Origin of the sequence: Thiocapsa marina 5811, assembly GCF_000223985.1 — a bacterium.
Classification (GTDB): domain Bacteria; phylum Pseudomonadota; class Gammaproteobacteria; order Chromatiales; family Chromatiaceae; genus Thiocapsa; species Thiocapsa marina.
This window is the reverse complement of the sequence record NZ_AFWV01000004.1, coordinates 365,384-386,487: the sequence shown is the minus strand read 5'-3', so window position 1 is coordinate 386,487 and position 21,104 is coordinate 365,384. Positions and strand designations below refer to the sequence as shown.

The following is a 21,104-nucleotide window of genomic DNA, read 5'->3' as shown; positions in this document are numbered from 1 at the left end:
GTCGCTTCGCTCCGACTGCCCCGGCCGAATGGTCGTGGAACGGGTGGCCGAATGCCGGTGGAATCGCCGGCCGGATGTTGGTGGAACAGGTGGCCGAATGGCGTGGAATGCGCACCTCCTTGAAGCGCAGCGAGCGCGCGGCATTGGCCCCGCCGCAGTCGCACAGCAACAGCAGTTCGGTCGCGTTGGGGTACATCGCCCTGAACAGCACCGTCCAGGCCAAGGCGATGGCGTCGCAGACGAAGGCGCTGGTTTCGCGCGAGGTCCCGAGCGTGATGAAGCCGACGTTGGCGCGCACGTCGTAGACCCCGTGCGGCACCAGGATGCCGTCGGCGAGGTGGCGGAAGTCGTGATCGAAGACCGTTTGCGGTGCGGTGGTGTAACACTGGCCGGGCCGCGACAGGGTGCCGAGCAGCTCCTTCTTCTTGGTGTCGATACTGAACACCGGAATGCCGCGCCGCCGCGCCAGGCGGCGCAGCGCGGCGATGTGGCGGAACTGCTCCTCGCGCGCCGTCGGGTCGACCACGCCGGTGATCAACTCCTTGCGCAGCGCACGGCGGCGAAAACCGGCCCGATCCAGCAACGCGGCGGCCGTGTTGCGACTGATCTCGAACCCGCGCTCGAGCAGGCGATGGGCCAACTGCAGCGGTTTGAGATCGGTCCAACGCACCCGCTCGTCGGTCGGACTGCCGGCACTGTGGGCGTCGAGCACCTCGCGGAGAGTCGACTCCAGCTGAGGCTTGCGTTCGGTGATCGGCGGGCGACCGCCGCCGCGGCGGCGTACCCGCTTGGCATCGCCGCTCGGGCGCTGCGGATGGTCCGGGTCGTCCTCGCGCAACTGTTCCAACTCGCGAATCCCGGTGTAGAGCGTGCGTCGACTCATCCCCAGCACGCGCGCCACGTAGGCGATGCCGCCGAAACCGATCTTCAGCGCCTCGATCGCCGCATAGCGGCGGCGATGGTCCTCGTCCAAGGTGCGCGAGAACATCCGCATCGTCTCCTCGTGCGCTGCGCCGTAGCCCGGAAATTCGTTCATAGAGCGACCACTCCCGTTCGGATCGTCGGGAGCGATGCTCGCAGCAGGTCGGCTCCTTTTCAAGTCGGTAACGCTCTTTTTATAGAAAACGCCTGAGATAAAATGCGTTACTTGTTAGTGAATCGTTACTGGTGGACTGCGCTGCGCTTGTCCACCCTACAGCTGCGTTTCACGCAACGCGATGGTCTCGATGTCTACCTATAGTGCGATTTAAACGTATTGAAGGAATCCTTGAAGGCATCCCAGGCCCGCTCGGTTTCTAATTTGAGCTGCTCCCAGTTGCTTTCCGTAGCGGCCTGCATCTCCTCAAGCCGCTTCTCCCCTTCCACACCCGCAGCGCGTACCGACAAGAGCTGCTCCTCGTATTTCACCTTGGCATCTTCCTTGATGTCGTGCGCCTTTTCCTGAAGCACGTCGATTTCGGCATTCCATGCGTCGATCCGCGTCTTCATGTCTGCAATAAATTCGTCTTTCGTCAGCATGGGTTCTTGCTCCTGTTCCCGATCGTCAACCCGACGAAACGCCGAATTAACCGATGCGTATTCCGGACATGGAGCCGAGGAGCCCGAAAGCGGACAGCAGCCAAAGCACCACGAAGATCACGACCACCACATTCAGGATCTTCTTGATGGTTCCATCCATCGGAATGTAATTGTTGATAAGCCACAGGATGACCCCGATGACGACCAAAACGACGACCAAGTTGATTAAATTCATGCCTATTTTCCCATGATGGTTGAGAAGCCCTCGGGACGTGGTACCGTCGCGAACCGGCCGGTTTTCACGGCGCCCCTCTGCTCACGGTCGAAGAGGGTCATACAGGATGAAAGACAGGTTGACACGCGTTGCCGACCCGGTCTGTACGCCATCGCACACAAAGGAGCCGATCGACGCGCTATGTTTGTTAGCGCACTGAATATAGGCGCTTTTTGACGTAAATGCTAAAGCTCGAGAGCTGACGGAGCCCCGCAGGCCGAGACGGGGTTCAGCAACCCATCGGGATCATGGCTCGGCGCTGGACGGCAAACCTTCGCCCCCGGTGTCCCACGCCACGGCAACGCGCCGCGCTTGCCGAGTGTTTCCGTTCCAACCGGCCTAAGAGGAGACCGCCCGTGCAACCCGAGAAGAATTCCGCTCTGTCCGACAATCGTCTTCTCGCCTCGCTGCCGGACGAGGATCATCGGCAGGTGCTGAAACGCTGCGAGTCGGTCGAGCTTGCGCGCGACGAGGTGATCAACGAACCCGGGGAGCAGATACGCCACGTCTACTTCCCCACCGATTGCTACTTTTCGCTGGTGACGCGACCGATCGATCACGCCGGTCTGGAGGTCAGACTGGTCGGCAGGGAGGGAATGGTCGGGACACCGCTGGTCTTGGGGATCGACGTGACGCTGCTGCGCACCGTTGTCCGCGGCGCGGGTCCCACTTGGCGCATGACCGCGGAGCGGTTTCCCGAAGCACTCAGAAAGAGCACGGCGCTTCAACTCACGCTGAACCGCTATCTCTTCGTGGTGACGAACCAGGTCGAGCAGATGGTCGCCTGCACGCGGTTCCATGTGCTGGAAGCGCGTCTCGCCCGCTGGCTGCTGATGACCCAGGACCGGGCGCACTCGGATCACTTCCATGCCACCCACGAGTTCCTGGCGCTCTTACTCGGGGTGCGGCGGGTCGGCGTCACCAAGGCCGCGACGGCGCTGCAAAAGCGCAACCTCATTCACTACAGCCGCGGCGACATCCGAGTGCTCGATCGGCCCGGCCTGCAAACCGCAGCCTGCGCCTGTTACGGGGAGTCGGAAGCCATGTACGAGCAATTCATGGGCTGAGAGACGACAGGTCACCCGGCGCGATCCGGAGTCGCGCGCGGGCGGTTGAACCGGCAGGGTGTCACGGGAAACGAACGGATGCCGACACCTTTCGCACCAGACTCGGTTTAGCGTTAGGAACGGTTCGAGAATACGTCGAACAACTCGGCGACAAAGCACCTTTGCCACGGTCGTCGGACACGACTAACGACAACGACAACGACAACGACAACGATTAGGCTCGAGGATGACGCCGACGGTCGGTTCTGCCTCGCACGGCTTGACAAAAACCGACGGCAGCCCAAAAAGCCCTTCGAACGGCACGACCAAAATCAAAAATGATCTTGAAAACAATATTATGATTCCTAAACCGCGTCTGCTGCAGCGCCCATTGATGGCTAGGACGCAGCGGCCAAAGCATCCCGGCGCAGGTCAAGCCGGACGCGGTTTAGGTTTAGTGCCCCGTGCGCGCGCGGACTTCCAAAGCAACCTCGAGCGCGTTCAACCCCGTCTGCCCGTCCACCAGCGGCGGCCGGCCCTCGCGGATACAGCGCACGAACTCGGCAAGCTCGAGATCCAGCGGCTTGACCGGCTCGACGCTGATCCGCTCGCGGGCGATCTCGGGGCGTGCGGAACCGGCGGCGGCGCGAGGCGCGGCGATATCGATGGTCTGCGCGATGAAGTCGAGCGAGAGGTAGCTGCCCGGCTGGAAGACGCGGATTCGCCGGGTGGTCTTCTCCGAGACGCGGCTGGCGACGACATTGGCGACGGTGCCTTGATCGAACTCCAATCGGGCGCTCGCGATATCCACGTGATCCGTCAGCACGGAGGCGCCCACGGCGGAGATGTGCGCGATCCGGGCCCCGACCAGGGAGAGGATGATGTCGATGTCGTGGATCATGAGATCGGAGACCACGTCGACATCGGTCGCGCGCTCGGTGAATCCGCCCATCCGCTGGGCCTCGATGTAGACGGGTGCATGGATGCGCTGTGCGAGCGCCATGACGCCGGCGTTGAATCGCTCGACATGCCCGATCTGCAAGGTGGCATGATGGGCTTGCGCGAGCCGGACGATCTCGATCCCGTCGGCCAGACTCGCCGCGATCGGCTTTTCGAGCAGGACTGCAATCCCGCGCGACAGGAATGGCGCAGCCGCCTCCAGGTGCGCGGTCGTCGGGACCACGATGCTGACCGCATCGACGCGCTCGATGACATCCTCGATCCGCCCGCAAGCGGCACATCCGGCCTCGGCCGCGACCGCTGCGGCGCGGGCCGGGTCGACATCGACCACGCCCACCAGCTCGACGTCCGGCATGCGCGAGTAGATCAGGGCATGGAATCGCCCCAGATAGCCGACACCGATGACGGCGACGCGGAGTTTATCGGACATAGGCTGACACCGGATGCGTTGTTGAGCCTCGGAGCCCCCCGGAGACGAAGCCTCGGCGTGCGTCGCACGGCATGGCGTCCAGAGGATCGGTTGAAATCACATCGTCCTCCGGCGCGCCGACGTCTTCATCCGCCGAAGTCCTTCGGAGCGACCGCCTGCTCGGCGATCGGCGCGCGCTCGACATTGGCGTAAAGGCCGATTTGATACGCCAGAGTCGCCACCATCCCGATCAAAGCAAAGACGATCACCAACACCACGAGATCGGGCTTGGGAGGAGATGATTTGGAGCGCATGCGTCAACCGACCTGATGTCACGACTCTGGCTGCGTGGCTCGCTGTCCTTGCGGGACACCGAAATGAGAGAGCGGCTCCGATGCACCTGGATCGCGCGACGAGGCCATGTGTATTATCACGCGATCCGATGCGCTTGTCTGCGACGTGGAGGTTCAGGTGAAAGAGTTTTCGATCAAGATTTCGGCCAATAGTCAGTACCAACCGGAGCGGTCTTCCCCCGGAGAAGGACGTTATGTGTTTGCTTATACGATCGTGATCGAGAATCACGGTGACCAATCGGCGCGCCTGCTGGATCGGCATTGGATCATTACCGACGCGGACGGAAAGGCCCAGGAGGTCAGAGGCGAAGGTGTCGTCGGGGAGCAGCCCCATCTGAAGCCGGGCGAGCGCTTCGAGTACACGAGCGGCACCATCATCGCCACCCCGATCGGCAGCATGCACGGCAGTTACGGCATGATCGGCGACGACGGGACCCGCTTCGATGCCGATATCCCTGCCTTCTCGTTGGCGTCCGCAATGACCATACACTAAGCGCAACGGCCGAGACCGGCGCGACCATGGCCATTTATGCCGTCGGCGACATCCAGGGCTGCTATCGGGAGCTGCGCCAGCTGCTCGAGAGGCTCGAATTCGATCCGGGCGTCGACCGACTTTGGCTCGTCGGCGACTTGGTCAATCGTGGCCCCGAGTCGCTTGCCGTACTGCGGTTCGTGCACGCTCTGGGTGATTGCGCCGTCACGGTCCTCGGCAACCACGACCTGCATCTACTCGCCTTGGCCGAAGGCAACACCCGGCACGCAGGCAAGAGCACGCTCGATGAGGTGCTTCAGGCGCCGGACCGCGACGCGCTCCTGCACTGGCTGCGCCATCGCCCGCTGCTGCACCATGACCCGGATCTCGGTTTCTCGATGATCCATGCCGGTCTGCCTCCGCAATGGAGCCTTGCGGACGCGCAGGCGTGCGCGCAGGAGCTCGAGTCGACCCTTCGCGGCCCGGATTACCGCGCTTATCTGATGGCGATGTACGGCAACAAACCCAAGCGCTGGACGCCCGACCTGACCGGCATGGACCGTCTGCGGTTCATCACCAACTGCCTGACCCGACTGCGGTTCTGCGCGTCCGACGGCGCACTTGCACTCGGCGAGAAGGGCGAGATCGGCAGCCAATCGGCCGGACGTCTGCCCTGGTTTCGGATGCCGGACCGGCGCACCCGCGACGCGCGAATCATCTTCGGCCACTGGTCCACCATCGGCTATCTCGCCGAGCACAACGTCTGGGGACTCGATAGCGGCTGTCTCTGGGGCGGCGCCCTGACCGCAATCCGGATCGACGGCACCGTAGACGGAGCGGGAAAGAGGCCGATAACCCCCGTCCAAATCGACTGCGCGGGCTATCTGCGGCCCGGATCGGAGTAAAGCACGGGCGATCTTCATGAGCCCGCCGCATGCACCAGCGCCGTAGGGTGCACCAGCGCCGTAGGGTGGACGAGCGAGAGCGAAGTCCACCGAACTCTGCGCCGGCGGTGGTGGACTGCGCTGCGCTTGTCCACCCTACGGCGCTTGTCCACGCGACAGCTGCATTCAGGAGAGTGGCTTGGTCTATGATCAAGCCCGAAGCCAGGGCACGCGGCGTAGTTCCAAGAAGGTCATCGCATACGCATTGCGCTCGTCGGCCGCACGCTCGACCCGGCTCACCTCGACCCAATCCGCTGGATCCCAGCGCGGAAAGCGGGCATCGCCCTCGACGGCGGCATGCACCAGCGTCAGATAGAGTCCGTCGGCGCGCGGGAGCGTCTCGGCATAGAGTGCCGCCCCGCCGACGATGAACAGCTCGGTGACCGGGCCGGCCGCATCGATCGCGGCATCCAGAGAATCCACCACGAGACAGCCGTCGGGACGAAATGCCGGATCACGCGAGAGGACGATGTGGCGTCGACGCGGCAGCAGACCCGGCAGGGACTCCCAGGTCCGTCGCCCCATGACGATCGTCTTGTCGAGCGTCAATTGCTTGAAGTGCCCCAGATCGGCCGGAAGATGCCAAGGCAGTCGATTCTCCCGACCGATCACGCCGTTGTCCGCGATCGCGGCAACCAGGCAGAGGGGCGGGGCTTGGCGTTCGGTGGATGTCATGGCAGATCACCTTGTCTGACTTCGCGTGCTTTGCGCCTTGGCGCCTTTGCGTTTCTAATCATACCTGCAACGCCGCAGCCATTCCCCGAGGACTGAGATGGAGAGCACCTACGACGCGGATTTTTACGCCTGGGCCAACACCCAAGCCGCACTCCTGCGCAGCGGACGGATCGACCAGGCCGACATCGAGCATATCGCCGAGGAGATCGAGAGCATGGGCAAGAGCGAGTTGCGGGAGCTTGAAAACCGACTCGCACGGCTGTTTACGCATCTGCTCAAGTGGCAGTTCCAGCCCAATCGGCGCAGTCGAAGTTGGACACTCACGATCAAGGAGCAGCGCCGACGTCTTCATCGGCATCTCGAACAGAACCCCAGTCTCAAGGCTAAGCTGGAACAAGCGGTCCTTGACGCCTATGGCGATGCCATCCTCGAGGCGGCCCGCGAGACCGGCCTCGCCGAGGAGACCTTCCCGCCGGCCTGCCCCTTCACCATCGAGCAGATCCTGAACGACGCGGGACCGGGCAACGAACCGTAAAGTCATGTACAAGGGGCGACTTCAGTCGCCGAACGACGACGATGGCTCCTTTTCCGTAAATCATCCTAAACCGCGTCACCTCCGACGCTCAAGGGTCCGGCCGAGGCAGCGCCAATCCAAAAACGATGCATGTCGCTCCGGACGCGGTTTAGCCGTACCGCGCCAGCGCCGCGGCGAGACGCTCTCGGACCAGATCGCGCAGGACCGTCGGCTCGACCACCTCGACATCCGGCCCGTACCTGAGCACGTCCATCGTCAGCTCGAGCGCGTTGCTGTAGGGGATGCGCAGCTCGTAGCGCCCGTCCTCGAGGAACTGCCCTGACTGGTCTCGATGCCATTGCTCCTTCGCCACCCAACGGGCGCGCTCGGCGCTGAATCGCAGCACCGCGGTCTGCCGCGGCGTGCCGGCAAAGATCCCGTAGGAGACGGCGAAGTGTCGATCGAGATCCTCGTCGGCCACCGACAAGGCGGTCGTGGACAGAGGACGCGCGGCCTCGATCGCATCCAGGGCGAAGGTGCGTAGACCCTCGCGCAGATGACACCAGGCGTCGAGATACCAGTTGTCGCGGTAGTAGGTGAGACGCTGGGGCGAGACCTCGCGGTCGCTGTGCCGATCGTCGCCGCGATTGAAATAGCGGATCCACAACCGCTGGTGCCGGGCCAAGGCACCGGCCACCGCCTGGAAGTGGCGGCCGCCGCGGCGCGCGCCCACCTGCATGATGCGAACCCGCGCCGAAAGCCCGTCGAATCCGGGGCGTTGCAGCTCGAGCAGATCGCCGATACGTTTCTGCAACGGCTTGAGATGCGGATCGAGCAGACCGGGCTCGACACTCGTGAGGAGCTGCTGCACCGTGAGCAGGGCGTGCAGCTCGGAGGCGTTGAACCACAGACCGGGCAGCTCGTACATCGCGCCGTCGGCCAGATCGTACGTGTAGCCGTTGTGATCCCGGTCGTAGACGATCGGGGCGTTCAGGTACAGACGCATGTCCTCGATGAGCCGCGTGACGGTCGCGCGCGAGCACTCGAGGGCCTCCTGCAATCGCTGCCGCGAGACCGGATGTCGAGCCGCCTGAAGGATGCGGTTGAGTTCGAAGATCCGGTCGAAGCGGTCCACCGGGTCGGCCCTAAACGGGAACGGCGGCGACCTTCGCAACCGCGGCCGGTGCAGTCCAGAGCTTTTCGAGATTGTAGAAGTCACGCACCTTGGGGAGCATGACATGCACCACGACCCCGTTGAGATCCACCAGGGCCCACTCGCCCTCGGTGACGCCCTCCAGACCCAGCGGGGTCTCGCCCGCCTCCTTCGACTTGTAGGCCACGGTCTCCGCGATGGCCTTCACATGTCGGTCCGATGTGCCGGACGCGACGATCATATAGTCCGTGATGGCGGTCTTGCCCCGCACGTCCATGACCTCGATGTCGCGGGCCTTCATGTCGGTCAGCGTGTCGACGACCAGTTCTCGAAGTGTCTCGAGCTGCATGCGATCTCCTCTGCGTTTGAATTAAACCGCGCCCGGCGCGGCATGCGATGTTTTTCGATGGGATCGGCCGCGGCAGACTTGACGGCCGCCCGAGCTGGCGCGGTTTAAGAGATTAAAAATATATATTTCGGCGGGCATCCGGCCTACCGATACAAACCTTCCGCCGCGATGATCGAGATCACCGCATCGGGCAGCAGCCAGCGCGGACTCAGACCCCGGCGGATCAACTCGCGAACACGGGTTGCCGAGACATCGATCTGGGTGACGCTCTGAAAGAGGATGCGGCCGGCCGGCGTCTCTGCCAAGTCGCCGGCCCGGCCCCGGAGACGTCCCGAGCAGAACGACTCCAAGGCCGGATCCAGTGCTTCGGACGCGCCCGGGCGCCGCATCACCACGAGATGCGCCAAGCCCAGGATATCGGCCGGACGATGCCAACCCAAGAAGCCCGCAAAGGCGTCGGCGCCGATGAGCAGACACAAGGGGCGTTCCCCGCCCAGCTCGGCGCGCAGCGAGATCAGGGTGTCGTAGGTGTAGGAGCCGCCCGGCCGCTCGAGCTCGCGGGGGTCCGCGACGAAACCCGGCTGACCGGCGATCGCGGCCTCCAACATGGCCAGACGCTGCGCCGAGGAGGCGACCGGCGGCGCACGATGCACCGCGACATTGAGCGGGACGAGTCGGATCTCCTCCAGACCGAGCGCTTGGAAACAATCGAGCGCCGGGCGCAGATGTCCGGAATGGATGGGGTCGAAGGTGCCGCCGAGGACGCCGATCATCGAGGATTCGAGATGCGACCGACAGCCGAATCCACGCCGCCGAGCGATCCCCCGGTCATCAGGTGCGGACCTCGCCGTCTCCCAGCACCACGAACTTCACCGAGGTCAGACCCTCGAGCCCGACCGGACCGCGCGCGTGAAACTTGTCCGTGCTGATCCCGATCTCCGCGCCCAAACCGTACTCGAACCCGTCGGCAAAGCGCGTCGAGGCGTTGACCATCACGGAGCTCGAATCGACCTCTCGCAGGAAGCGTCGAGCCCGGCTGTAGTCCTCGGTGACGATCGCATCCGTATGGGCCGAGCCGTGCGCGGCGATGTGGTCCATGGCCGCATCGAGCCCGGAGACGACACGAATGGCGAGGATCGGTGCCAGATACTCGGTGTCCCAGTCGGCCTCGGTTGCGGCGATCGCCTCGGGCAGGATCTCGCGGGTGCGCGCACATCCGCGCAGCTCGACACCCTTCTCCCGATAGGCAGAGGCTAGGCGCGGCAGGATGGTCGCCGCGACGGCCTCGTCCACCACGAGGGTCTCCATAGTGTTGCAGGTGCCGTAACGCTGCGTCTTGGCGTTCATGGCGATGTCGAACGCCTTGTCGAGATCCGCATCGGCGTCGATGAAGACATGACAGATGCCGTCGAGATGCTTGATGACCGGAACCCTTGCCTCGCGGCTGATCCGCTCGATCAGACCCTTGCCGCCGCGGGGGATGACGACATCGACAAACTCGGGCATGGCGATCATGGCACCGACCGCCGCGCGGTCGGTCGTGGCAACCACCTGCACCCCGTCGGCGGGTAGACCGGCCTCGACCAGACCCTGCCCGATACAGGCCGCGATCGCCTGGTTCGACTCGAAGGCCTCGGAGCCACCGCGCAAGAGTGTCGCATTGCCCGACTTCAGACAGAGCCCGGCGGCATCCGCGGTCACGTTCGGCCGCGACTCGTAGATGATGCCCACGACGCCCAGCGGGACACGCATGCGCCCGACCTGGATGCCGGACGGGCGGTAATCCAGATCCGTGATGGCGCCGATCGGATCCGGCAGGGCTGCGATCTGGCGCAGGCCCTCGATCATGGTGTCGATACGCCCCTCGGTCAGTTCGAGCCGATCGAGCAGGGCGGCATCCAGACCCTTGGCCGCACCCTGCTCGAGGTCGATCTGGTTCGCGGCGACGATGGCTTCGCGCCGGCCATCGATCGCGTCGGCAATCGCGGAGAGGGCATCATTCTTTTGGCGGGTTGTCGCCCGCGCCAAACCGCGCGACGCAGCACGGGCGCGGCGTCCAAGGTCGGCCATGTAGGCGTCGATATCGGTGATCTGTCGTTCGCTCATCTCGAACCTAAACCGCGCTCGGCGCGGTATGCACTGTTTCTGGATGGGAGCGGCCCCGGCAGACTCGACGACCGCTGGAGCCTGCGCGGTTTTTGCTCGTGACACCCGCTCTGCGGTGTCACGCATGCCCCTGGCGCTCTGCGCCACGAGCCACGATGACCGGAGTCACGAGCAAGGCCGGCAGACTCGACGACCGCTGGAGCCTGCTGCGGTTTTCGGAATCAGTGTAAGACGCTGCCCGGGGTCTGTATAGCCGAAAAGCCGCGATGGACCACACACAAGCGGTCACTGCGCGGACACCGGGAAGACCGAGCCGGACGCGTCTCAGCGCTGCGGGATCGGCCGACCCGCTCGAAAGCCGCCGGCGGCCAAGGCATCGGCAACCACGGCCAGACGGTGCCAAGGATCGCCTGCGGCGAGTCCCTTGATCGACTGATCGACCAGCGAGCACTGATGGAGCAATGCTCGCAACAGGGTCGGCGAGAGACGCGACAAGGCACGCTCCATTGCCGCAAGACGCTGCGGCGGCATGCGCGCATCCCCCGCACCCGGCGCACGCGCGCCGCCCGCCCGTGCGCCGGCCGTTTCGGCCAGGGTCCGGATCTCCCGCGCCAAGACCCAGAGCACCAGGACATCCGCGGTCCCCTCCGCGCGCAGAACCGAAAGGACCCGTTGGGTGCGGGCGCGGTCTCCCGACAAGGCCGCGTCGGTCAGAGAAAAGAGGTCGAAACGGGCACTGTCGGCGAGGTTTCCGAGCAGATCGGCGACCTCGATCGGTCCCGGATCACGCAGCAGACGCTGCTTTTCGATCTCCTGCACCGCCGCCAACAGGTTGCCCTCGGCACGCTCGGCCAGCAGCTCGGCCACGCCTGGCCCTGGCTGGAGCCCGACCGACTGGAGGCGCTGTCCGAGCCACTGCACCAGCTCGCGCCCCTTCAGGGGCCACACCTGCACCAGTGCGCCGACCGACTCGACACGCTTCGCCCACTGGCTCTGCAGCTCCTTGCGATCGAGCTCGGGCGCGATGATCAGCAACAGATTGTCGGGACAAGGCCGATCGCAATAGGCGCGCACCGCCGCACCCCCGTCCTTGCCGAGCTTCGCCGTGCCGATGCGCAGCTCGATGAGCTTGCGCGAGGAGAAGAGCGACATGGCATCGGCGGAGGCGGCCAGGGCATGCCAATCGAACGAGGCGTCCTGATCCAGGACCTCGCGCTCGGCGAAACCCTGACGACGCGCCGCCTCGCGGATCAGACGCGCCGCCTCGCCGAGCTGGTAAGGCTCGTCGCCGCAGACCAGATACAGCGGGGCCAGACCGCGGGACAAGGCGTCTTGGAGCTGGTTGAAGCGCAGGCGCATGGGTTCGGGGCTCGGGGCCGCTCAGAGCAGCGTCACTCGCAGACGCATCAGGATCCGATCCGCGGCGTCGCGGGCGAAATCCTGGTAGATCAACGCCTCCTCGAGCTGTTTGCCGAGGACCTCCACGTCCGGGTTGTCGAAGTTGCGGACCAGATCGAGCGACTGGGCCGGCACCTTCTGCGCGCCGTCGGGTGTGACGGCATCGTAGCTGACGAAATAGTGAAGCTCGTAGGCCAAGACTCGGCCGCTCGAATCGACGGCAACCACCTGAGAAGACCGACTCTCCGAGAAGATGCGCAGGATCAACCTCGCCTCGCCCGCGGTTGCCGCCAAGGCGACCTCGCTGCCCGCGAGCTGGTCGACGAGGGCTTCGCGTACGGGCGAGTTGCCGGCGGCCTGGATGTAGAGCGGATTCAGCTCGGTCGGGATCTCCACGACACCCCGCAAATGAAAGCCGCAGCCGAGCTGGGCAAGACACACCAGACCCAGGACCAAGAGACGGGCGAACCGCGCCGACGCCAGGAGCCGGACTCGCGATGCAGACGCTTGCCGTGCGAGAGCCGGGGCACGCAGAGACATCTCGGCCTGAAAATCGCGCCGGGGGTCGGTCTGAAGATCAAGCTGCTGGCCGGGCTTCGACATCAGTTGGCGACGATGTTGACAAGCTTGTTCGGGACGACGATGACCTTGCGTACGGTCGCCTCGCCGATAAAGCGACGCGCGTTCTCGCTCGCCAACGCGGCCGCCTCGATGGTCGCGCGATCGGCGTCGGCGGGGACCTTCACGCTGTCGCGCAGCTTCCCGTTGACCTGGACCACGTAGTCGATCGTCGACTGCACCAGTGCCGCTGCGTCGACCTCGGGCCAGGTCGAGCCCAGGATGTCTTCCCCGAACCCCAGCTCGCGCCACAGATGATGGGTGACATGGGGTGCGATCGGTGCGAGAAGACGCAGCACGATCGCCAGACCCTCGCGCAAAACGGTGCCGCGTGCCGGTGAGTCCGGGTCGAGCTTGTAGAGCACGTTGACCAGGGTCATGCAACCGGAGACGACGGTATTGAACTGCTGACGCTCGTAGTCGAAGCGCGCCTTCTTGAGCACGCCGTGGATCTCGCGCCTGGCCTCGCCGGTCGCCTCGTCGAGATCGATCGCGGCCGGATCGCCTGCGCCGCGGATGGTCTCCGCTTCGGTCGTCGCCAGCCACCACAGCCGCTTGAGGAAACGGAAGGCGCCCTCGACACCCTCGTCGTTCCATTCGAGCGACTGCTCGGGCGGGGAGGTGAACATGGTGTAGAGCCGCACCGTATCCGCACCGTAGCGCTCGGTCAGGATCTGCGGGTCGACCCCGTTGTTCTTGGACTTCGACATCTTCTCGATGCCGCCGAAGGTCACCGGCAGGCCGTCGGCCGCGAGCCAGGCGCGCACCAAGCGGCCCTTCTCGTCGCGCTCGGTCTCGACCTCGGCGGGATTGATCCACTGCTTGCGCCCGTCGGCGTCCTCGCGGTACCAGGTCTCGGCGACCACCATCCCTTGGGTCAAGAGCCGGGCGAAGGGCTCGTCGCAGTCGATCAAACCCTCGTCGCGCATCAGCTTGTGGAAGAAGCGCGCGTAGAGCAGATGCAGGATGGCGTGCTCGATCCCGCCGACATACTGATCGACCGGGAGCCAGTAGCGCGCACGCTCGTCGAGCATGGCGGTGTCGCAATCCGCCGAGCAGTAGCGGGCGTAGTACCAGCTCGATTCGACGAAGGTATCGAAGGTGTCGGTCTCGCGGGTCTCGCCGCCGGGAAGATCCGAGAAGGCCGGCATCTTTTTGAGCGGCGAGCCCGAACCGTCGACCACGACGTTCTCGGGCAGGCGCACCGGCAGGTCGGTCTCGGGGCGCAGACTGCCGTCGGGGCCGTTCACCACCGGGATGGGGCAGCCCCAGTAGCGTTGGCGCGAAACACCCCAGTCGCGCAGCCTGAAGTTCACGCGCTTCCGGCCCTTATCGTGCTTCGTCAGCCAGGTCGCGATGGATTCGAAGGCATCGCTACTTGTCAATGTCGAGAAAGGGCCGGAGTTGATGAGAACGCCTTTTTGCTCGAAACGCGCGTCCCATTGCGACCAGTCCAGCGGGACGCGTGACGCGTCTCCGGGCACCGCGACGACCGGGCGGCTTTCCGCGGGCGTTCCGGCAGCGGACGTGATCTCCAGCGCGAGATCTTTCCAATCCTCGGGCACGATCACGGGCCGGATCGGAATGCCGTATTTGTGCGCGAAATGAAAATCGCGCTCGTCGTGCGCCGGGACTGCCATCACCGCACCCGTGCCGTAGCCCATCAACACGAAGTTGGCGGCGAAGATCGGCACCGCCTCGCCGGTGACCGGATGCAGTGCGTTCAGGCCGAGCGGATGGCCCTTCTTCTCCATCGTCTCGATCTCGGCCTCGGAGGTCCCGCCCTTGCGGCACTCCTCGATGAAGGCCGCGAGTGCAGGCTGATCCTCGGCGGCACGGCGCGCGAGCGGATGCTCGGCAGCAACGGCCACATAGGTCACGCCCATGAGCGTATCCGGACGGGTCGTGTAGATCTCCAGCGTCTCGTCCGAGCCCTCGATCCCGAAGCGCATCTCGACACCCTCGGAGCGCCCGATCCAATTGCGCTGCATGGTGCGGACCTGCTCCGGCCAGCCGTCCAGGCCGTCGAGCGCGTCCAGCAGCTCCTGGGCATAATCGGTGATGCGCACGAACCATTGCTGGATCTCGCGCTTCTCTACCGGCGCGCCCGAGCGCCATCCCTTGCCGTCGATGACCTGCTCGTTGGCGAGCACCGTCTGGTCGATCGGATCCCAGTTGACCGTCGCCTGCGAGCGATAGACCAGCCCCTTCTCCATCAGGCGCGTGAAGAGCCACTGCTCCCAGCGGTAATACTCCGGATTGCAGGTCGCAAGCTCCCGATCCCAGTCGTACCCGAAACCGAGCTGCTTGAGCTGGGTACGCATGTAATCGATGTTCGATTTGGTCCATTCCGAGGGCGGGATGCCCTTCTGGATGGCCGCGTTCTCGGCGGGCAGACCGAAGGCGTCCCACCCCATCGGCTGGAGCACGTTCTTGCCGAGCATGCGCTGATGACGCGCGATCACGTCGCCGATGGTGTAGTTGCGCACATGACCCATGTGCAGACGCCCCGAGGGATAGGGGAACATCGAGAGACAGTAGAACTTCTCCCGCGAGCGGTCCTCGACGGCCTTGAAGGACTGGTTGTCTTCCCAATAGCGCTGGGCCGCGGCCTCGACGGCCTGCGGGTCGTAGTCTGTCTGCATGGATCTTCGGTCTTCCGGCAAGGGGGTGACGGCGATGGGCGTTAGGATACCGCAGCGGACGGATCCGCGGCGACTTGGACACGGGAACGGAGCACATCGGGGGCACAACCACAAGGGCAGGGCAAGAGCGGCCGATGCACCCGGTCCTTGCGAAATTGCGGCCATGCTGCACACTTCAGGAATCGGCACCCTTGCGTGACACGCGTCGGACGCCGACGCAGCGGCAAGTGCTGCCCCCGCGCCCTACCCACCGGAGAGGATGATGAAAGAAGAAGACAAAGGCTCGACGACGGACAAACTGGTGGATGCCTACGAGCGGATGCTCAAGGAAACCCATGAGACCATCGAAAAGACCCGGGAAGAATCGGCCCCCAAGTTCCGCGAGATCCTCGAGAAGGCACGCGACAATATGGTCGAGCTCGGCGAGTTGACACGCGAAGAGGCCGACAAGGTCTCCGACTACATCAAGCGCGACATCGAGGACGCGGCCAACTATATCGCCGAGACCGGCCAAGACATCCGCGATTGGTGGCGTTTCGACCTCCAGCTGATCGAGCAGCGCATGATGGACGCCTTCTCCAAGGTCGCCGATCAGACCAGTTTGCAGCTGGCCCAGTGGGCCGAGGTTGCGCGCCAGATGAGCCTCTATCAGGCCGGCGAGGTCACGGGCCCCGGCACCTTGGTCTGCGACCGCTGCGGGGCCGAGACCCATTTCGTCAAGGCCGGACGCATCCCGCCCTGTGCAGACTGCGGCGGCATGAGCTTCCGCCGCGGCGACGAGCCTCGCGACAAGGGTTGAGGATCGACAGCGCTCTTGACATCCGCTCCGCGGTGTCACGCATGCCCCGTGGCGCTCCGCGCCACGTGCCGCCATCGCCGACATGACGAATGGACCCCGCCCCGCGAGCGACCCGATCAGCTCGTCGCCCCGCAGTTGCATCACAGACCCCGCGCCGACTAGCATCGAGATGCTCGAACGATAAGACCAAGAACGGGCACCTTCCGCGCCCGCACAACACACCAGACGAGGACACCATCATGATTCGCCGCATCGCGTTCGCTCTCCCGGCACTCGCCCTGACCGTCTCTGCCGGCGCTCAGGCCGCAACCTTCATGGACGCCGATTGGGCCGCCTCCGCCTGCCAGGCCTGGAACGGCGCCGGCACGCTCACCGCCGGTCTGGGGGGCGATAACTGGGCGGCAAACAACGCCGGTCGTGGATACAAGGTCATCCAGCTCTACCGCACCAAGTGCGGCGAGGGCAGCCGTGTCGAGCTGCAGATCAGCGACAAGGACGGCAAGGCGATGTGCACCTACGGCGGCGCGGTGAAGACCACGACGCTCGACCCGAACGTCGATTATCTGATGAATGCAACCGACGAGGACTGGGTCTGCATGGGCGAAGGCCGCCTAGGCTGCGGTGCGATGGGCGCGATGGCGACCGGCAAGCTCAAGTTCAAAGGCCCCAAGATGGAGGCCATGGGCGTCATGGGTCCGTTCGACACCTTCCTGCAGCTGACCGGCAAGGTCCCGGGCGATAAGAGTGCTTGCCCGTAGGTCGACGCGCGACGGTCGGGGCGATCGAGGTCGCCCCTCGGGACCCGGACAGAACCAGCAGGCAAGCCTAATCCGTACGTGCGAATCAATGCGCACCGACACAGATTCTTCCTTTCCCGTGAATCACCTTAAACCGCGCCGGCTCGGGGGGTTGTCGGAGCTGGCGCGGCCAAGCCCATCCAAGCCGCGACACATACCGCACCGAGCGCGGTTTAAGTCCGCACCCCTCATGTCTGGAAATCCGACCGAACCGCGCTTATAGTCCCGTTTCGCGTCAAGTCCCGCGGGAGAGTCCGGCCTCGGCCGGCGCCGAAGGCGCAACACTGCCCGGAATCGCTCAGGCAAAAGGACCGCGGGAATAACGACCGACTCTGGAGAGCGGTCCGGACTGCATCGACAGTCCGGACCCACCGAAGGGGCAGCAGCGACCGAGCCGTTCGGTCGCCTGCAAACTCTCAGGTCTGGGACAGAGGGGCGGTGTCGAGGATCCGGGTGGATCCCGAAGGCTCGTGCCTGCACGGGTCCGGAACGCGACGCGCGCCTGCTCCGTCGTCCCCGCATCCGGGGCCGCGCCCTCGAGCGCACTCGCAACCCGGCCCGACGTCCCGTAGCGGACGACAGGTGCTGCACGCGGCCCTCGCACATCACCCGCTTTCTTCGCCCGTTATCACCGAGCGCACGCGCGCTCGGTTTTGATCCAGGTCGGCGCCTCGCAAGCGGTGTCGACTTAACAGGCCAGCCCGCCGGGCGAGCCCTCTAGGCGAACGGAGAGTCCGATGGGATTGCGCACCCCCTTGTTTTCGGAGCATGAGCGTCTCGGCGCGCGGATCGTCCCCTTCGGCGGCTGGGACATGCCGCTGCACTACGGGTCTCAGATCGAAGAGCATCACGCGGTGCGCCGCGCCGCCGGTATGTTCGACGTCTCCCACATGCGCCCGGTCGACATCGAGGGTCCGGATGCCCTGCCTTTCCTGAGACATCTGCTCGCCAACGATGCCGCCAAACTCACCGCGCCGGGCAAGGCCCTCTACGCCTGCATGCTCGATCCGCAAGGCGGCGTCATCGACGACCTCATCCTCTACTTTCGCGGACCCGAGCGGTACCGCGCGGTGGTCAACGCAGGGACCGCCGAGAAGGATATCGCCTGGATGCTGTCACAGGCCGAGGGCCGTCAGGTCGAGATCCGAAGCCGCGACGACCTCGCCATGATCGCCGTACAGGGACCCGATGCACGGAACCGCGTCGAGTCGCTCTTGCCCGAGGACCTGCGCGCGCCGGCGATGCAGGCCGGGCCCTTCTTCGCCGCCGAGTCCGCGAACTGGTTCGTCGGGCGCACCGGCTACACCGGAGAGGACGGCTTCGAGATCATGCTTCCGAGCGCGGATGCCGCGGCACTCTGGCGTGCACTCGTCGCGGCGGACGTGCGCCCCTGCGGTCTCGGCGCTCGCGATACGCTTCGCTTGGAGGCCGGCATGAACCTTTACGGCCAGGACATGGACGAGACGGTCGGCCCGCTCGACGCCGGCCTGGGCTGGACCATCGCCTGGCAGCCGGAGGAGCGCGACTTCATCGGCCGCAAGGCACTGGCCGCTCGACGCGATCACCCGGAGCGACGCGACTTCGTCGGTCTCCTCCTGACCGGCCGCGGCGTCTTGCGCCCCCACCAGAGCGTCCTCGCGGACGGCCGGGTGGTCGGCGAGGTCACCTCGGGCGGCTTCTCGCCGACCCTGGAGCGCTCGATCGCGTTCGCTCGGGTCGAGCCCGGCACACCCGCGGACTGCGCGGTCGACATCCGCGGCAAGCCGGTGAGCGCGCGCATCGTCAAACCGCCGTTCGTGCGCAACGGCCAAGTCCTTATCGACCTCTGACCCATGTGGTCAGGTCGAAACCGCGTCCAGAACGACATGCGTCATTTGCACGTCGTGTCGGGCTCGGGGACCTTTCCGACCTTATTTTGAAATGCGCGAAGAGCGCCAAGACAACCCGTCGATTGACCGGAGAGAACCATGAGCGACGTCCCTGCTGACCTGAGATACACCAAGAGCCACGAGTGGATCAGAGACAACGGCGACGGTACCGTCACCGTCGGCATCACCGATCACGCCCAGGAGGCGCTCGGCGACATCGTCTTCGTCGAAATCCCGGATCAAGGGCGCGAGGTCGACGCCGAAGAGGCCTGTGCCGTGGTCGAGTCGGTCAAGGCCGCGTCCGATATCTATGCCCCGCTCGCCGGCGAGGTCATCGAATCCAACGCGCTTCTGAACGACAGCCCGGAGTCGATCAACAACAGCCCGTACGACGAAGGCTGGATCTTCCGCATCGCGCCGAACGACATGACTGCGCTCGCCGGGCTCCTGGATGCAGCCGCTTATCAGCAGGTCGTCGAGGACGAGACCTAAACCGCGTCCGGTAGGACATGCCATGCACTCATGAGGTCGAACCGAGCAGGCGCCACGAACGCCCGCAGGTGACGCGGTTTCGTGTTGAAAAGCCTTTAAATCTCTGAACCGCGTCCGCTGCGAGGCTTGTGAATGAGTACGCGGCCGAATCGACGCTCGAACAACGCATACCGCACCAGACGCGGTTCAGCCGGGACCCTAAGCTATGCCTTTTGTACCCCACACCCCCGACGACATCGCCGCGATGCTCGACACCGTCGGCGTTGCCTCCATCGAGGATCTGTTCGACGAGATCCCGGCCGAGCTTCAGATCGGGGAGCTGGCGGCCATTCCCGCCGGCATGGCCGAAATGGACATCGCGCGACTGATGCAGTCGCGCGCACGTGCCGACGGGCAGCCGCTCTGCTTCATCGGCGCCGGCGCCTACGATCATCACATCCCGGCCGCCGTCTGGCAGATCGCGACCCGCGGGGAGTTCTACAGCGCCTACACGCCCTATCAGGCCGAGGCCAGCCAGGGCACCCTGCAGCTGCTCTACGAGTTCCAATCCATGATGGTCGCCTTAACCGGACTGGACGTCTCCAACGCATCGCTCTACGACGGCGCCTCGGGCCTGGCCGAGGCGGTCTTGATGGCCGTGCGCGCGAACCGCAAGGTCAAGTCGGAGAAGGTTCTCGTACCGCGATCCCTGCATCCGGCCTATCGAAGCACCCTGCGCAGCATCGTCTCCACCCAGGGGATCGAGCTGGTGGAGGTGCCGTTTGACCCGCGTGGCGGACACACCGCAATCGAGGCCCTGGATGCGCTGGAGGCGCAAGGCCCCTACGCCGCGCTCGTGGTCAATCAGCCCAACTTTTTCGGTGTGCTCGAAGACGTCGACGCGCTCACCGACTGGGCCCATGCCCGAAACGCCCTGGTTATCGGGGTCGTCAACCCGGTCGCGCTCGCCCTGCTCTCCCCGCCCGGCGACTGGGGAAGCGCCGGAGCGGATATCGCCTGCGGCGAGGCGCAGCCCCTGGGCATGCCGCTCGCCTCCGGGGGACCCTATGCCGGATTTCTCTGCTGCCGTCAGGAATTCGTCCGCCAACTGCCCGGACGCATCGTCGGCCGCACACTCGATCTCGACGGCAAGCCGGGCTTCACCCTGACCCTGCAGGCCCGCGAGCAGCACATCCGGCGCAACAAGGCGACCTCGAACATTTGCACCAATCAAGGCTTGCTGGTCACCGCCGCGACCATCCACATGACCCTCCTGGGCGCCGAGGGTTTGGAGCGGGTCGCCGCGGCCTGTCATGCCAATACCGCACACCTGACGCAACTGCTGTGCGAGGTGCCGGGCGTGGAGCCCTTGTTCGACCGCCCGGTCTTTCACGAGCAGGTGCTGCGGCTGCCCGCACCGGCGGCGGATGTCCTTCGCTCGCTGGCTGCACACGACATCCTGGGCGGATTCGATCTCGGCACGGACTATCCGGAGCTCGATCCCGCGGCCCTGGTCTGCGCGACCGAGCTGAGAACGGAGGATGAGATGCAATCCTACGCAAGCAAGCTCGGGCGTATCATCGCCACCGGAACGCAGGCACCCCGACCGGTGGCACCCGCCCCCTAGCGGCGCTTGCGTTAGCACTGTCCGCTGGACCGAGGGCGACTAGGGCGAACAGGCCCACCACGCCGGCCTCGGGAGGTCGGGCAGCGACAGCTCGATCGACAGACGCGG

The 21,104-nt window shown here is 65.1% G+C and carries 22 protein-coding genes and 1 riboswitch; of the genes, 9 read left to right on the top strand and 13 right to left on the bottom strand.

Translation table 11 applies throughout. The features are described from left to right. From THIMADRAFT_RS07890 to THIMADRAFT_RS07880, 3 genes are all read right to left on the bottom strand, one after another. On the bottom strand, window positions 1-1,036 hold a 1,036-nt coding region (locus tag THIMADRAFT_RS07890; protein ID WP_007192473.1), incomplete at its 3' end, for an ISAzo13 family transposase. 194 nt (window positions 1,037-1,230) lie between these two features. Beyond that, window positions 1,231-1,518 carry a sll1863 family stress response protein gene (locus THIMADRAFT_RS07885; protein ID WP_007192471.1) on the bottom strand — a complete coding sequence of 96 codons (288 nt, stop codon included), beginning with the start codon at window positions 1,516-1,518 and terminating at the stop codon, window positions 1,231-1,233. A 46-nt stretch (window positions 1,519-1,564) separates the two neighbouring features. After that, window positions 1,565-1,753 (bottom strand): Thivi_2564 family membrane protein, encoded by a 189-nt coding sequence (locus tag THIMADRAFT_RS07880; protein ID WP_007192470.1) that lies wholly within the window; start codon window positions 1,751-1,753, stop codon window positions 1,565-1,567. A 395-nt stretch (window positions 1,754-2,148) separates the two neighbouring features. Here THIMADRAFT_RS07880 and THIMADRAFT_RS07875 point away from each other — a divergent pair, with 395 nt between their 5' ends. Further along, on the top strand, window positions 2,149-2,859 hold the full coding sequence (locus THIMADRAFT_RS07875; protein ID WP_007192469.1) for a Crp/Fnr family transcriptional regulator: 711 nt from the start codon (window positions 2,149-2,151) through the stop codon (window positions 2,857-2,859). A gap of 433 nt (window positions 2,860-3,292) precedes the next feature. Here the strand turns inward: THIMADRAFT_RS07875 and THIMADRAFT_RS07870 are convergent, their stop codons facing one another. Together THIMADRAFT_RS07870 and THIMADRAFT_RS27395 are read right to left on the bottom strand one after the other, a co-directional pair. Next, window positions 3,293-4,228: a Gfo/Idh/MocA family protein gene (locus tag THIMADRAFT_RS07870; RefSeq protein ID WP_007192468.1), complete on the bottom strand. Its 936-nt coding sequence runs from the start codon at window positions 4,226-4,228 to the stop codon at window positions 3,293-3,295. Window positions 4,229-4,353: 125 nt separating this feature from the next. Then, entirely contained in the window at window positions 4,354-4,521 is a 168-nt protein-coding gene (locus THIMADRAFT_RS27395) for a hypothetical protein (protein WP_007192467.1), read from the bottom strand. Between the two features lie 157 nt (window positions 4,522-4,678). Here THIMADRAFT_RS27395 and apaG point away from each other — a divergent pair, with 157 nt between their 5' ends. Together apaG and THIMADRAFT_RS07860 are read left to right on the top strand one after the other, a co-directional pair. After that, window positions 4,679-5,053, top strand: coding sequence for a Co2+/Mg2+ efflux protein ApaG (apaG, locus tag THIMADRAFT_RS07865; RefSeq protein ID WP_040730330.1), 375 nt, complete (start codon window positions 4,679-4,681; stop codon window positions 5,051-5,053). A 26-nt stretch (window positions 5,054-5,079) separates the two neighbouring features. Then, window positions 5,080-5,937 (top strand): symmetrical bis(5'-nucleosyl)-tetraphosphatase, encoded by an 858-nt coding sequence (locus THIMADRAFT_RS07860; RefSeq protein WP_007192465.1) that lies wholly within the window; start codon window positions 5,080-5,082, stop codon window positions 5,935-5,937. 189 nt (window positions 5,938-6,126) lie between these two features. On the opposite strand, the gene THIMADRAFT_RS07855 is transcribed toward THIMADRAFT_RS07860, so the two are convergent. Beyond that, window positions 6,127-6,651: a dihydrofolate reductase gene (locus THIMADRAFT_RS07855; RefSeq protein WP_007192464.1), complete on the bottom strand. Its 525-nt coding sequence runs from the start codon at window positions 6,649-6,651 to the stop codon at window positions 6,127-6,129. A gap of 97 nt (window positions 6,652-6,748) precedes the next feature. Here THIMADRAFT_RS07855 and THIMADRAFT_RS07850 point away from each other — a divergent pair, with 97 nt between their 5' ends. After that, window positions 6,749-7,186, top strand: coding sequence for a DUF29 domain-containing protein (locus THIMADRAFT_RS07850; protein ID WP_007192463.1), 438 nt, complete (start codon window positions 6,749-6,751; stop codon window positions 7,184-7,186). Window positions 7,187-7,334: 148 nt separating this feature from the next. Here the strand turns inward: THIMADRAFT_RS07850 and THIMADRAFT_RS07845 are convergent, their stop codons facing one another. From THIMADRAFT_RS07845 to leuS, 7 genes are all read right to left on the bottom strand, one after another. Then, window positions 7,335-8,300 (bottom strand): helix-turn-helix transcriptional regulator, encoded by a 966-nt coding sequence (locus THIMADRAFT_RS07845; RefSeq protein ID WP_007192462.1) that lies wholly within the window; start codon window positions 8,298-8,300, stop codon window positions 7,335-7,337. Between the two features lie 10 nt (window positions 8,301-8,310). Continuing rightward, window positions 8,311-8,667 carry a ribosome silencing factor gene (gene rsfS / locus THIMADRAFT_RS07840; RefSeq protein ID WP_007192461.1) on the bottom strand — a complete coding sequence of 119 codons (357 nt, stop codon included), beginning with the start codon at window positions 8,665-8,667 and terminating at the stop codon, window positions 8,311-8,313. A gap of 143 nt (window positions 8,668-8,810) precedes the next feature. Next, a complete protein-coding gene (gene nadD / locus THIMADRAFT_RS07835; RefSeq protein ID WP_007192460.1) occupies window positions 8,811-9,440 on the bottom strand; it encodes a nicotinate-nucleotide adenylyltransferase in 630 nt (209 codons plus the stop codon). Between the two features lie 58 nt (window positions 9,441-9,498). After that, complete coding sequence (locus THIMADRAFT_RS07830) at window positions 9,499-10,773, bottom strand: glutamate-5-semialdehyde dehydrogenase (RefSeq protein WP_007192459.1); 1,275 nt, start codon at window positions 10,771-10,773, stop codon at window positions 9,499-9,501. Window positions 10,774-11,097: 324 nt separating this feature from the next. Further along, window positions 11,098-12,132 (bottom strand): DNA polymerase III subunit delta, encoded by a 1,035-nt coding sequence (gene holA, locus THIMADRAFT_RS07825; RefSeq protein ID WP_007192458.1) that lies wholly within the window; start codon window positions 12,130-12,132, stop codon window positions 11,098-11,100. A gap of 21 nt (window positions 12,133-12,153) precedes the next feature. Next, window positions 12,154-12,774 (bottom strand): LPS-assembly lipoprotein LptE, encoded by a 621-nt coding sequence (locus THIMADRAFT_RS07820; protein WP_007192457.1) that lies wholly within the window; start codon window positions 12,772-12,774, stop codon window positions 12,154-12,156. Beyond that, entirely contained in the window at window positions 12,774-15,434 is a 2,661-nt protein-coding gene (leuS, locus tag THIMADRAFT_RS07815; protein WP_007192456.1) for a leucine--tRNA ligase, read from the bottom strand. Before leuS ends, THIMADRAFT_RS07820 begins: the two co-directional genes overlap by 1 nt. Before the next feature lie 262 nt (window positions 15,435-15,696). On the opposite strand from leuS, the gene THIMADRAFT_RS07810 reads away from it, so the two are divergent. From THIMADRAFT_RS07810 to gcvPA, 5 genes are all read left to right on the top strand, one after another. Further along, window positions 15,697-16,233: a zinc ribbon-containing protein gene (locus THIMADRAFT_RS07810; protein ID WP_007192455.1), complete on the top strand. Its 537-nt coding sequence runs from the start codon at window positions 15,697-15,699 to the stop codon at window positions 16,231-16,233. Window positions 16,234-16,472: 239 nt separating this feature from the next. Next, complete coding sequence (locus THIMADRAFT_RS07805; RefSeq protein ID WP_007192454.1) at window positions 16,473-16,991, top strand: SCP2 sterol-binding domain-containing protein; 519 nt, start codon at window positions 16,473-16,475, stop codon at window positions 16,989-16,991. 274 nt (window positions 16,992-17,265) lie between these two features. Then, window positions 17,266-17,354: riboswitch (glycine riboswitch) on the top strand. A gap of 413 nt (window positions 17,355-17,767) precedes the next feature. Next, on the top strand, window positions 17,768-18,859 hold the full coding sequence (gene gcvT, locus THIMADRAFT_RS07800; RefSeq protein ID WP_007192453.1) for a glycine cleavage system aminomethyltransferase GcvT: 1,092 nt from the start codon (window positions 17,768-17,770) through the stop codon (window positions 18,857-18,859). 138 nt (window positions 18,860-18,997) lie between these two features. Further along, window positions 18,998-19,390, top strand: a complete 393-nt coding sequence (gene gcvH, locus THIMADRAFT_RS07795; protein WP_007192452.1) for a glycine cleavage system protein GcvH — start codon at window positions 18,998-19,000, stop codon at window positions 19,388-19,390. A 205-nt stretch (window positions 19,391-19,595) separates the two neighbouring features. Further along, complete coding sequence (gene gcvPA / locus THIMADRAFT_RS07790; protein ID WP_007192451.1) at window positions 19,596-20,996, top strand: aminomethyl-transferring glycine dehydrogenase subunit GcvPA; 1,401 nt, start codon at window positions 19,596-19,598, stop codon at window positions 20,994-20,996. Window positions 20,997-21,104: the final 108 nt, after the last annotated feature.

Coding starts and splice junctions, on each gene's coding strand:
- THIMADRAFT_RS07885 (WP_007192471.1), bottom strand. CDS start 1,518: ATGCTGACGAAAGACGAATTTATTGCAGACATGAAGACGCGGATCGAC.
- THIMADRAFT_RS07880 (WP_007192470.1), bottom strand. CDS start 1,753: ATGAATTTAATCAACTTGGTCGTCGTTTTGGTCGTCATCGGGGTCATC.
- THIMADRAFT_RS07870 (WP_007192468.1), bottom strand. CDS start 4,228: ATGTCCGATAAACTCCGCGTCGCCGTCATCGGTGTCGGCTATCTGGGG.
- THIMADRAFT_RS27395 (WP_007192467.1), bottom strand. CDS start 4,521: ATGCGCTCCAAATCATCTCCTCCCAAGCCCGATCTCGTGGTGTTGGTG.
- THIMADRAFT_RS07860 (WP_007192465.1), top strand. CDS start 5,080: ATGGCCATTTATGCCGTCGGCGACATCCAGGGCTGCTATCGGGAGCTG.
- THIMADRAFT_RS07855 (WP_007192464.1), bottom strand. CDS start 6,651: ATGACATCCACCGAACGCCAAGCCCCGCCCCTCTGCCTGGTTGCCGCG.
- THIMADRAFT_RS07850 (WP_007192463.1), top strand. CDS start 6,749: ATGGAGAGCACCTACGACGCGGATTTTTACGCCTGGGCCAACACCCAA.
- rsfS (WP_007192461.1), bottom strand. CDS start 8,667: ATGCAGCTCGAGACACTTCGAGAACTGGTCGTCGACACGCTGACCGAC.
- nadD (WP_007192460.1), bottom strand. CDS start 9,440: ATGATCGGCGTCCTCGGCGGCACCTTCGACCCCATCCATTCCGGACAT.
- THIMADRAFT_RS07830 (WP_007192459.1), bottom strand. CDS start 10,773: ATGAGCGAACGACAGATCACCGATATCGACGCCTACATGGCCGACCTT.
- holA (WP_007192458.1), bottom strand. CDS start 12,132: ATGCGCCTGCGCTTCAACCAGCTCCAAGACGCCTTGTCCCGCGGTCTG.
- THIMADRAFT_RS07820 (WP_007192457.1), bottom strand. CDS start 12,774: ATGTCGAAGCCCGGCCAGCAGCTTGATCTTCAGACCGACCCCCGGCGC.
- leuS (WP_007192456.1), bottom strand. CDS start 15,434: ATGCAGACAGACTACGACCCGCAGGCCGTCGAGGCCGCGGCCCAGCGC.
- THIMADRAFT_RS07810 (WP_007192455.1), top strand. CDS start 15,697: ATGAAAGAAGAAGACAAAGGCTCGACGACGGACAAACTGGTGGATGCC.
- THIMADRAFT_RS07805 (WP_007192454.1), top strand. CDS start 16,473: ATGATTCGCCGCATCGCGTTCGCTCTCCCGGCACTCGCCCTGACCGTC.
- gcvT (WP_007192453.1), top strand. CDS start 17,768: ATGGGATTGCGCACCCCCTTGTTTTCGGAGCATGAGCGTCTCGGCGCG.
- gcvH (WP_007192452.1), top strand. CDS start 18,998: ATGAGCGACGTCCCTGCTGACCTGAGATACACCAAGAGCCACGAGTGG.
- gcvPA (WP_007192451.1), top strand. CDS start 19,596: ATGCCTTTTGTACCCCACACCCCCGACGACATCGCCGCGATGCTCGAC.